This window comes from Solihabitans fulvus (assembly GCF_008386585.1).
GTDB classification, from domain to species: Bacteria; Actinomycetota; Actinomycetes; order Mycobacteriales; family Pseudonocardiaceae; genus Solihabitans; species Solihabitans fulvus.
In genome coordinates this window covers 21,776-31,975 of sequence record NZ_VUOB01000061.1, presented here as the reverse complement: position 1 = coordinate 31,975, position 10,200 = coordinate 21,776, and the positions used below count along the sequence as shown (strand labels likewise).

The 10,200-nt window shown below is 70.5% G+C and carries 14 protein-coding genes; 6 read left to right on the top strand and 8 right to left on the bottom strand.

What is annotated here, in order from left to right; translation table 11 throughout:
- Positions 1 to 175: 175 nt before the first annotated feature.
- Genes F0L68_RS30115 through F0L68_RS30100 form a run of 4 tightly spaced genes read left to right on the top strand, consistent with a single transcriptional unit; the run spans position 176 to position 3,154 of the window.
- Entirely contained in the window at positions 176 to 1,147 is a 972-nt protein-coding gene (locus F0L68_RS30115; RefSeq protein ID WP_223199263.1) for an ATP-binding cassette domain-containing protein, read from the top strand.
- Positions 1,144 to 1,935 (top strand): ABC transporter permease, encoded by a 792-nt coding sequence (locus F0L68_RS30110; protein ID WP_188316907.1) that lies wholly within the window; start codon positions 1,144 to 1,146, stop codon positions 1,933 to 1,935. Before F0L68_RS30115 ends, F0L68_RS30110 begins: the two co-directional genes overlap by 4 nt.
- Before the next feature lie 22 nt (positions 1,936 to 1,957).
- On the top strand, positions 1,958 to 2,926 hold the full coding sequence (gene sbnA / locus F0L68_RS30105) for a 2,3-diaminopropionate biosynthesis protein SbnA (protein ID WP_149853236.1): 969 nt from the start codon (positions 1,958 to 1,960) through the stop codon (positions 2,924 to 2,926).
- Between the two features lie 15 nt (positions 2,927 to 2,941).
- Positions 2,942 to 3,154: an MbtH family protein gene (locus F0L68_RS30100; RefSeq protein ID WP_149853235.1), complete on the top strand. Its 213-nt coding sequence runs from the start codon at positions 2,942 to 2,944 to the stop codon at positions 3,152 to 3,154.
- Between the two features lie 28 nt (positions 3,155 to 3,182).
- Here the strand turns inward: F0L68_RS30100 and F0L68_RS44615 are convergent, their stop codons facing one another.
- Entirely contained in the window at positions 3,183 to 3,317 is a 135-nt protein-coding gene (locus F0L68_RS44615) for a hypothetical protein (protein WP_276313909.1), read from the bottom strand.
- A gap of 118 nt (positions 3,318 to 3,435) precedes the next feature.
- On the opposite strand from F0L68_RS44615, the gene F0L68_RS30095 reads away from it, so the two are divergent.
- Positions 3,436 to 3,936, top strand: a complete 501-nt coding sequence (locus F0L68_RS30095) for a hypothetical protein (protein WP_149853234.1) — start codon at positions 3,436 to 3,438, stop codon at positions 3,934 to 3,936.
- Position 3,937: 1 nt separating this feature from the next.
- Here F0L68_RS30095 and F0L68_RS30090 read toward each other — a convergent pair whose 3' ends face one another.
- Entirely contained in the window at positions 3,938 to 4,570 is a 633-nt protein-coding gene (locus tag F0L68_RS30090; protein WP_149853233.1) for a TetR/AcrR family transcriptional regulator, read from the bottom strand.
- A gap of 102 nt (positions 4,571 to 4,672) precedes the next feature.
- Between F0L68_RS30090 and F0L68_RS30085 the strand changes: the two genes are divergently transcribed.
- The gene (locus tag F0L68_RS30085) at positions 4,673 to 5,626 is read left to right on the top strand and encodes an alpha/beta fold hydrolase (protein WP_149853232.1); all 954 of its coding nucleotides are present in this window, start codon (positions 4,673 to 4,675) and stop codon (positions 5,624 to 5,626) included.
- Here F0L68_RS30085 and F0L68_RS30080 read toward each other — a convergent pair whose 3' ends face one another.
- The 6 genes from F0L68_RS30080 to sufD are packed head-to-tail and all read right to left on the bottom strand — an operon-like array spanning position 5,627 to position 10,200.
- Positions 5,627 to 6,043 carry a metal-sulfur cluster assembly factor gene (locus F0L68_RS30080; protein WP_149853231.1) on the bottom strand — a complete coding sequence of 139 codons (417 nt, stop codon included), beginning with the start codon at positions 6,041 to 6,043 and terminating at the stop codon, positions 5,627 to 5,629.
- Entirely contained in the window at positions 6,040 to 6,540 is a 501-nt protein-coding gene (gene sufU / locus F0L68_RS30075) for a Fe-S cluster assembly sulfur transfer protein SufU (RefSeq protein ID WP_149853230.1), read from the bottom strand. The genes F0L68_RS30080 and sufU overlap by 4 nt, the downstream gene beginning before the upstream one ends.
- A complete protein-coding gene (locus tag F0L68_RS30070) occupies positions 6,540 to 7,829 on the bottom strand; it encodes a cysteine desulfurase (protein ID WP_149853229.1) in 1,290 nt (429 codons plus the stop codon). The genes sufU and F0L68_RS30070 overlap by 1 nt, the downstream gene beginning before the upstream one ends.
- A gap of 49 nt (positions 7,830 to 7,878) precedes the next feature.
- Complete coding sequence (gene sufC, locus F0L68_RS30065) at positions 7,879 to 8,652, bottom strand: Fe-S cluster assembly ATPase SufC (RefSeq protein ID WP_149853228.1); 774 nt, start codon at positions 8,650 to 8,652, stop codon at positions 7,879 to 7,881.
- Positions 8,653 to 8,695: 43 nt separating this feature from the next.
- The gene (locus F0L68_RS30060; RefSeq protein ID WP_149853227.1) at positions 8,696 to 9,019 is read right to left on the bottom strand and encodes a non-heme iron oxygenase ferredoxin subunit; all 324 of its coding nucleotides are present in this window, start codon (positions 9,017 to 9,019) and stop codon (positions 8,696 to 8,698) included.
- Positions 9,016 to 10,200 (bottom strand): Fe-S cluster assembly protein SufD, encoded by a 1,185-nt coding sequence (sufD, locus tag F0L68_RS30055; RefSeq protein WP_149853226.1) that lies wholly within the window; start codon positions 10,198 to 10,200, stop codon positions 9,016 to 9,018. Before sufD ends, F0L68_RS30060 begins: the two co-directional genes overlap by 4 nt.

Genomic DNA, 10,200 nt, shown 5'->3' with positions numbered 1-10,200 from the left:
GGTCAACGCGCTTGCAGTTACTTGCAGGGCACCGAGAACACTCGTCGACGGGTCAAGCGCGTTGCACCAAACTGCAACCGGATCCCGTGGGTCCGGTGACTTGTTGCAGAGCCCTGGGTGCGCGGGCCGTCCCGGCTTAGCTTGGGGCGCACCACAATCGCACTTCCCGGCCCTGATGCGAGGCAAGCGTATGGACATCGCCATCCAGGCGGAGGGACTCCGCAAACGCTACGGAGATCACGAGGCGCTGCGGGGGGTGGATATCACGGTCCCGGCCGGCGAGGTGCTCGGCGTGCTCGGCCCCAACGGCGCCGGCAAGACCACCACCGTCCGGATCCTCGCCACGCTGCTGGAGGCCGACTCCGGCCGCGCCAGCGTCGCCGGCTTCGACGTCACCAAGCAGCCGAGGCAGGTGCGCGGCCGAATCGGGCTGACCGGGCAGTACGCCGCCGTCGACGAGCGGCTGACCGGGCGGGAGAACCTGCGGCTGATCGGCACCCTTTACCGGTTGGGCCGCAAGGCCGCCAAGGCGAGGGCCGACGCGCTGCTGGAGCGGTTCGAGCTGACCGAGGCCGCCGACCGACCGGTGAAGACCTACTCCGGTGGCATGCGCCGCCGCCTCGACCTGGCCGCCAGTCTGATCGGCGAGCCCGCCGTGCTGTTCCTCGACGAGCCGACCACCGGCCTCGACCTGACCAGCCGCCTCGCGCTGTGGGAGATGATCAGGGAACAGGTCGGCAACGGCGTCACCGTGTTGCTGACCACCCAGTACCTGGAGGAGGCCGACCAGCTCGCCGACCGGATCGCGGTGATCGACGGCGGGCAGGTCATCGCCGACGGCACCCCTGACGAGCTCAAGGGCAAGGTCGGCGGCGAACGCCTCCAGGTCACGGTCGGCTCGCGGGCGCAGCTGCCCGAGGTCGTCCGTGTGCTCGCCGGTGTCTCCGCCGGCAGCCCCACGGTCGACGAGGCCGCCTGCGGCGTCTCGATCCCGCTGCTCGACGGCATCAGCGCGATCGCCGGGGCCGCCTCGGCGCTGGAGTCGCTCGGCGTCGAGGTCACCGACTTCGGCGTGAGCCGGCCGTCCCTCGACGACGTTTTCCTTGCCCTGACAGGACGTTCCGCCGCACCCGTGAGGACACCATGATCGCCTACGCAGTCAGCGACACCTGGGCGCTGGTCGGCCGGCACATGCGGCACATCGCGCGGATCCCGGAGAAGCTGCTCAGCATCACGCTGATGCCGGTGGCCTACGTGGTGATCTTCGGTTGCCTGTTCGGCACCGCGATCGCCGTGCCCGGCGGCGACTACCGCGAGTACCTGATGGCCGGCATCTTCACCCAGACCATGCTGTCCAACATCTCCAACACCGCGCTCGGCGTCGCCGACGACCTCGGCAACGGCCTGGTGGACCGGTTCCGGTCGCTGCCGATGTCGCAGCCCGCCGTGCTGGTCGGGCGCACGGTGTCCGCGCTGGTGCTGTCGGCGTTGTCCTGCACGGTGATGGCGGTCGTCGGCTTCGCGATCGGCTGGCGGGTGCACCACGGCGTCGGTCCCGCGCTCGCCGCGTTCGGCCTGTTGTTGTTGCTGGGCTTCGCGATGGCGTGGCTCGGCGCGCTGATCGGCCTGCTGGTGCGCGGCCCAGAGGCGATCAGCGCGGTCGCGTTCGTCATCGTGATGCCGTTGACGTTCCTGTCCAACGCGTTCATCCCGCTCGGCGGCCTGCCGGCCTGGCTGCGCACGGTGTGCGAGTGGAACCCGATCAGCGCGGTGATCGCCGCCTGCCGGGAGCTGTTCGGCAACCCGACCGCGTTGACCGGCACCGCGCTGCCGTCGCGGCACCCGGTGCCGATGTCCGTGGCGCTGACCCTCGTGGTGATCGTGGTCGTGGCCCCGCTGGCGACCCGCGCCTACCGCACCGCCGTCGCCCGCTGACCCAAATCGGAGTGGCCAAGCAATGACCACGCACGCGCTGTCGCAGCGGCTGGAGTTCATCCGGCGCTCCCTCCCGGAGACGCCGGTGCTCCAGCTCGCCGACGACCGGATCGACCTGTTCGCGAAGCTGGAGTACGGCAATCCCAACGGCAGCGCCAAGGATCGCTCCGCGTTCTGGATCCTCAAGCGGGCGTTGGAGCGCGGCGAGATCACCGAGGACACCACCATCGTGGAGTCCTCCTCCGGCAACTTCGCCATCTCGCTGGCGTCGTTCTGCCGCTCGCTCGACCTGGCCTTCGTCCCGGTGATCGACCCGAACGTCAACGCGGCGACCGAGGCGTACCTGCGGGCCCTGTGCGACCGGGTGGAGAAGGTGACCGAACGCGATGCCAGCGGCGGCTTCCTGAGCACCAGGCTGGCCAGGGTCGCGCAGCTGCGGATCGAGCTGGACTCGGCGTACTGGCCCAACCAATACGCGAACACCGACGCGATCGAGGCGCACTACCGGCTCACCGGCGGCGAGCTGTGCCGCGCGTTCCGCCGGATCGACTACCTGTTCGTCGGCGTCAGCACCGGCGGGACCATCGGCGGCCTCTCCAAGCGACTGAAGGAAACCTGGCCCCGCACCAGGGTGATCGCCGTCGACGCGGAGGGCTCGGCGATCTTCGGCGGTCCGCCGGCGACCCGCCGGATCCCCGGTCTCGGTTCGAGCATCACTCCCCCGCTGTTCGAGCACGCGCTGATCGACGAGGTGATCATGGTGCCGGAGCGGGAGACCGTGCTCGGCTGCCACCAACTCCTTCGGCAGCACGGGGTGTACGCGGGCGGCTCGACCGGCACCGTCTACACGGCCATCAACGGCTACTTCGACGGGTACACCGGTCCCAGGCCGACGGTGGTGTTCCTCTGCGCCGACCGGGGCACCGGCTACGCGGACACGATCTACAACCCGCTGTGGGCGGCGGACCCCGAACTGCTTGTCGGACAATAGAGTGGAGCGATCGTCATGACGGACTCGGTGCGGTACAAGGTGTTGGTCAACGACGAGGAGCAGTACTCGACCTGGCCAGCACACCGGGCGAACCCGCTGGGCTGGCACGACTGCGGCCCGGTCGGCACCAGGCAGGAGTGCCTCGCGCACATCGCCGAGGTGTGGACCGACCTGACGCCGCGCAGCGCCCGCCGGTCGAGCGGGTCCGACGCCGGGCACACCCGCTGAGCGGGCCCAGACCGAAGCAGAACGCCGGTCAGCCGCCGATCTTGAGGTCAAGGCCGCAGGCGAGGTAGCCGCCGCCCGCCTTGACGACCCGGACGTTCACGGTATCGGTCGCGCCGACCGCGCCGCGCCGTCGGGGTCCGGCAGGACTGGGTGCACGCGTCAAAACGCCGTTCGGTGCGATTGACGCCGTCCGGTGAACCCCGGCGCGTGCGCTGCCGTGTCAAGGGTCTGGGGACTCGATTGACACCACGTCAGGGAAACCATAAACACAGGCGGCTTCGATGACCGAACTCACGATCACCAGACCAGGCGTCCTCCCACAGCAGCGGACCCTGCCCGGGCCGACGGAGGACTCGCTCGCGGACCTCCTGCGGCAGGCCGCGTGGCGCTACCGGGCAGACCACGATTGGCACACCGAGATCATCGGGAACCAGCTGATGCTCAGCCTCGGGCGCGACCTGCTCGGCGTGTGCATGAGCGCGGGCCGCGCCGGGGAGATCAACCACCAGCTTCGGTTGTACCGGCTGACCTATCCCGTGCTGCCGCTGCCGGGTCCGCGCCCCCGCTGGGTGTTCCTGGCCAGCGACTCCGGGCGGGCCCATCGGACCGGCACGCCGTACTTCGTCGCCCTGCTCGACCTGAACCAGCGGATCCCGCTGCCGCCGAGCGGCACGTCTTCGGGTCCGCTGCGCTGGATCGTCCCGCCGGAGCGGTGCGCGGACGGCATTCCCGGGCTCGACCCGATCCTGGCGGTCATCCGCACGGTGGCCGCGCACCTGTGAGTCAGCGTCCCGAGTCCTGGCCCGCCGCTTGGGATCCGGGGGCGACGTCCTGGTCGAACAGGATCTGCCGCACGCTCCTGGCGAGCTGCGCGACGAGCCGGTCGGCCGGCAGCTCGGCGAGCGGGCCGACGCCGATGACGTGTCGGCTGAACGTCACGCCGATGAGGTGCGCGATGAGCAGCTCGATCCGGACGTCGACGTCCAGGCCGTCCAGCACCGCACGGTAGGCGTCCGCGCTGCGTTGCCGCATCTCGCGGTACAGCGCGGTGGCGGCCTCCTCGTTGGACGCCGTGCTGCGGATGAGCGCGATCAGCGGGTCGCTGCCGCCCGCCCCGTCCAGTCGCTCGACGAAGGCCAACGCGAGCCGTTCCGGCAGCGTCGCAGGGTCGCCCGCGACGACGTCGGCCAGGTCCCTCGGCCCTGGCATCGCCGCGACGAACAGCTGCTCCTTGGACGAGAAGTGCCGCATCACCAGGCCATGCGTGACGCCGGCCCTGCTGGCGATGTCGCGGATCGTGCCCCTGGCGTACCCGCGCTCGGTGAAGCAGGCGCGGGCGGCGTCGAGGATGGCCGCGCGGTGCGCCTCGGGGTCGCGGGTGCGGCGCGGCTTGTCGTTCGCCGGGGTATGGCCCATGCCACAAGTGTACGGATGGTCATTAGTCCCGCGCCGCGCCTACAGTGTCGCCATGACCCTTAATGACCACCTGGTCATTAAGGCGCGGAGCGAGGGAGACCCATGGCAGACATCGCGCACCGACACCTCGACAGCAACGGCCTGCGCACGCACATCGCCGAGGCCGGCAGCGGCCCGCTCGTCCTGCTGCTGCACGGATTCCTCAACTACTCCTACTCGTGGCGCCACCAGCTGCGCGCCCTTGCCGACGCCGGCTACCACGCGGTCGCGCCGGATCTGCGGGGCTACGGCGACACCGACCGGCCGGACGCCGTCGAGGAGTACACGCAGCTGCACCTGGCCGGCGACGTCGTCGGGCTGCTCGACGCGCTCGGCGAGCGCAGCGCCGTGGTGGTCGGGCACGACTGGGGCTCGATGATCGCCTGGACCACCGCGCTGCTGCGGCCCGACCGGGTCCGCGGCGTCGTCGGGCTGAGCGTCCCCTACGTGCCGCGAGGGCGGCAGAGTCTGTTGTCCGCCATGCGTTCCCGCTTCGGCGACGGGTACTACATGCAGTACTTCCAGGAGGCCGGCCGCGCGGACCGGGAGCTGGCGCGCGACGTCGCCGCGACCTTCCGCAGCGTGCTGTACTCGGGCTCCGCCTCGGCTTCCGAACCGTGGAACCCGGTCGTGCCGACCGGCGGCGGCTGGCTGGACGTGCTGCCCGACCCCGGCGTGCTGCCGCCCTGGCTGACCGAGTCCGACCTCGCCGCCTACGTCGAGACGTTCGAACGCACCGGGTTCACCGGCGGGCTCAACTGGTACCGCGCGCTCGACCTGAGCTGGGAGCTGATGGCCGCGTGGCACGACGCGCCCGTCACAGCGCCCGCCCTGTTCGCCTACGGCGCGGAGGACTCCTTCGCCCGCTACGCCGCGCAGCTGATCGAGGCGCTACCGGCCAGCGTGCCGGACCTGCGCGCCAGCCTGGCGCTGCCCGGCTGCGGACACTGGGTGCAACAGGAAAAGCCCGAGGAGGTCAACCGCGCCCTCCTCGGGTTCCTGAACGAACTAGGTTGATCAGACGTTGAAGCCGAGCGCCCGGAGCTGCTCGCGGCCGTCGTCGGTGATCTTCTCCGGGCCCCACGGCGGCATCCAGACCCAGTTGATCCGGAAGTCGCTGACGATCCCGCCGCCGGGGCCGCCGACCAGCGCGGCCCTGGTCTGGTCCTCGATCACGTCGGTCAGCGGGCAGGCCGCCGACGTCAGCGTCATGTCGATCAGGGCGACGTTCTCCTCGTCCACCCTGATGTCGTAGACCAGGCCGAGGTCGACCACGTTGATGCCGAGCTCGGGGTCGACGACGTCGCGCATCGCCTCCTCGAGGTCGTCGAGGCTGGGCACCTCCGCACGCGGCGCTGGCGGCTCGGGCATGCCCTCGACACCCCGCTGCACCTGCTCGTCCTGGGCGGTCACGGTCTCACCTGTCCCGGTCATCGAGTCGTCACCCCGTTGCTGTGTTCACCGTTGGACGACGCTGGCGCGGTGTCGTCCGCGACCCGCGCCACCGCGTCCTTGAAGGCCATCCACCCGAGCAGCGCGCACTTCACGCGCGCCGGGTACTTCGCGACACCGGCGAACGCGATGGCGTCCTCCAGCACGTCCTCGTCCGGCTCCAGCTGCCCTCGGCTCTGCATCAGCTCGACGAAGGCGTCCATGGTGCCGAAGGCCTCGGCCACGGTGTGCCCGGTGACCAGGTCGGTCAGCACCGAGGTGGAGGCCTGGCTGATCGAGCAGCCCTGGCCGTCGTAGGAGACCTCGGCGACGGTGGCCGCCTCGCCGCTGCCCTCCAGCCGCACCCGCAGCGTCACCTCGTCGCCGCAGGTCGGGTTGACCTGGAACGACTCGGCGTCGTACTCGTCCCGCAGGCCGCGGCCGTGCGGGTTCTTGTAGTGGTCCAGGATGATCTCCTGGTACATCTGTTGCAGCTGCATCAGGCCGCCCCCGTCACCCCGAAGAAACGCTGTGCCTCCCGCACTCCGTCAAGGAGCGCGGCGACCTCGTCGAGGTCGTTGTACAGATAGAAGCTGGCCCGCACGCTGGCCGGCACGCCGAGCCTGCGGTGCAGCGGCCACGCGCAGTGGTGCCCAACCCTGACCTCGACGCCGACGCTGTCCAGCACCTGGCCGGCGTCGTGCGGGTGGATGCCCTCGATCACGAAGGACACCGCGCCGCCCCGGTCGACCGCCTCGGTCGGGCCGACGATCCGCACGCCGGGGATCTCGCCGAGGCCGCGCAGCGCCGCCTCGGTCAGCTCGTGCTCGTGCGCGGCGATGCGGTCCATGCCGACCGCGGTCAGGTAGTCGACGGCTGCGGCGAGCGCGACGGCCTGCGAGGTCATCGGCGTGCCGGCCTCGAACCGCTGCGGCGGCGGCGCGAAGGTGGTCTTCTCCATCGTCACCAGCTCGATCATCGATCCGCCGGTGAGGAAGGGCGGCATGGCCTCGAGCAGCTCGCGCCGCCCGTAGAGCACGCCGATACCCGTCGGCCCCAACATCTTGTGGCCGCTGAACACGGCGAAGTCCACGCCGAGCGACCGGAAGTCGACCGCGCGGTGCGGCACCGACTGGCAGGCGTCCAGCACCGTCAGCGCACCGACCTCGCGGGCGCGGGCCACGATCGGCTCGACCGGGTTGACCGTGCCGACCACGTTGGACTGGTGGGAGAACGCGACGACCTTGGTCCGCTCGTTGACCAGTGAGTCCAGTGTGGACAGATCGAGGCGGCCATCGTCGGTGACGCCGAACCAGCGCAGCGTGGCGCCGGTGCGCTCGCAGAGTTCCTGCCAGGGCACCAGGTTCGCGTGGTGCTCCATCTCGGTCGTGACGATCTCGTCGCCGGGGCCGAGCCGGAACCGCGCCGCGCCGGGCAGCGACGAGGTCGCCGAGTTGCCCAGCGCGTACGCGACGAGGTTGACGCCCTCGGTGGCGTTCTTGGTGAAGACCAGCTCGCCGGGGTCGGCGCCGACGAAGGCGGCGATCGTGGCACGGGCGCCCTCGTAGGCGTCCGTGGCCTCCTCGGCGAGCTGGTGCGCACCTCGGTGCACAGCGGCGTTCGCCGTCTCAAGGAAGGCGCGCTCGGCGTCCAGCACCTGCCGCGGCCGCTGCGAGGTCGCGCCGGAGTCGAGATAGACGAGCCGGCGGCCGTCGCGGATGGTGCGCGCCAGGATGGGGAAGTCGGCACGCAGCGCAGCGACGTCAAGCGGTGCGGTGGTGGTGGTCACGGGAGCGACGCCTCCTCTCAGGATCGGGAACCTGCCAGCCGGTACAACGTCAGCCGATCTTGGCTGCTTCCTGCTTGCCCGCGTACTTCACGTAGCCCTCGTCCTCGAGCACCTGTGCCAGCTCGGGGCCGCCGGACTCGACGATCCGGCCGTCGGCGAACACGTGCACGAAGTCGGGGCTGATGTGCTTGAGGATCCGGGTGTAGTGCGTGATCAGCATGACGCCGACCTCACCGGCCGCCTTGTAGCGGTTCACGCCGTCGGACACCACGCGAAGCGCGTCGACGTCGAGGCCGGAGTCGGTCTCGTCGAGGATCGCGATCTTCGGCTTGAGCAGCGACAGCTGGAGGATCTCGTGGCGCTTCTTCTCGCCGCCGGAGAAGCCCTCGTTCACGCTGCGCTCGGCGAAGGCGGAGTCGATGTCCAGCTCGCCCATGGCGGCCTTGACCTCCTTCACCCAGTGCCGCAGGTTCGGGGCCTCGCCACGGACCGCGGTCGCCGCGGTGCGCAGGAAGTTCGACATCGAGACGCCGGGCACCTCGACGGGGTACTGCATCGCGAGGAACACGCCGGCGCGGGCGCGCTCGTCCACGCTCATCGCCAGCACGTCCTCGCCGTCCAGCAGCACCGAGCCGGAGGTCACCTGGTACTTGGGGTGACCGGCGATGGCGTAGGACAGCGTCGACTTGCCGGACCCGTTCGGGCCCATGATCGCGTGCGTCTCGCCGGCCTTGATGGTCAGGTCGACGCCCTTGAGGATCTCCTTGGGAGCCTCGTCGGTGACGACCGAGACGTGCAGGTCCTTGATCTCCAGAGTGGCCATTGCTGCTTCGTTCTCCTGGTGTAGCGGAAGTCTGTGGTTTCCGTCAGCGGTTGGTCGGCGTGCCGATGTCGACGTAGACGTCCTCGCCGGTGATCGTCACGGCGTAGACGTCGACCGGCTCGGTGGCCGGCAGCGAGGAGGGCGCACCGGTGCTCAGGTCGAAGCAGGACCCGTGCAGCCAGCACTCGATGCCCTTCTTCGTCACCTCGCCCTCGCTCAACGCGACCTCGGCGTGCGAGCACAGGTCGTGCAGGGCGTGGACCGCCTCGCCGTCCCGCACCAGCACCACGGGTGTGTCACCGAGCTCGAAGCCGGCCGGCTTGCGGTCGTCGAGCTCGGTGATCGAGCACACCCGGTGCAGGGTCATGCGCCGACCGCCTCGAGCTCCGCCTCGATCGCGGCTTCCAGGCGCTCGCGCACCTCGGGCACCGTGATCTTCGTCAGCACCTCGTGGAAGAAGCCTCGGACGACCAACCGCCGGGCCTGCTCCTCGGGGATTCCCCGCGCCTGTAGGTAGAACAGCTGCTCGTCGTCGAACCGCCCGGTGGCGCTGGCGTGCCCGGCGCTCACGATCTCGCCGGTCTCGATCTCCAGGTTGGGCACCGAGTCGGCGCGCGCGCCGTCGGTGAGCACCAGATTCCGGTTCAGCTCGAAGGTCTCGGTGTCCTCGGCCGCCGCGCGGATCAGCACGTCGCCGATCCACACGGTGTGCGCGCCCTCGCCCTGCAACGCGCCCTTGTAGACGACGTTGCTGCGGCAGTTGGGCACCGCGTGGTCGGCGAAGGTCCGGTGCTCAAGGTGCTGGCCGGCGTCGGCGAAGTACAGGCCGGTCAGCTCCGCGTCGCCGCCCTTGTCGGTGTAGGTCACCGTGGGGCTGAGCCGCACGACCGAACCGCCGAGGGTGATCACCGTGTGCCGCAGCACCGAGTCGCGGCCGAGCGAGCTGTGGTGCGCGGACACGTGCACCGCGTCGTCGGCCCAGTCCTGCACCGCGACCACGGTGAGCTTCGCGCCGTCGCCGACCACGAACTCGATGTTGTCCGCGTAGCTGCCGGAGCCCCGGTGGTCGAGCACGACCACGGCCTCGGCGAACTGCTCCAGCCGCACCTGCGTGTGGCCGTAGGCGGTGTCGCCCTCGCCGGGACCGGTGACCGTGACGGTGGTCGGGGCCGAGGCCCTGACCTCCTTGGGCACGGTCAGCAGCGTGGCGTGCGGGAAGGAACTCCAGGCCTGGGCGGCGATCCGGTCACCGGGCGTGCCTGCGACGCCGAGCCGCTCGTCGCCGCGCGCCACGGTCTCCACGCGCACCTCGGGCGCCGCGTCGACCGTGACGGTGGCGGACCCCGACACGGTCGCGGTGCCGTCGTGCAGGCCCCGCAGCCGCTTCATCGGGGTGAAGCGCCAGATCTCCTCGCGCCCGCCGGGAATCTCGAACGCGTCCACGTCGAAGGACGTGAAGTGGTCCGCCCTCGACGACACCGGGACGACCGCCCCGGCGCCGTGCGAGTGGGCCGTGAGGCCGTGCTGGCTATCAGTCGACACTGTCAT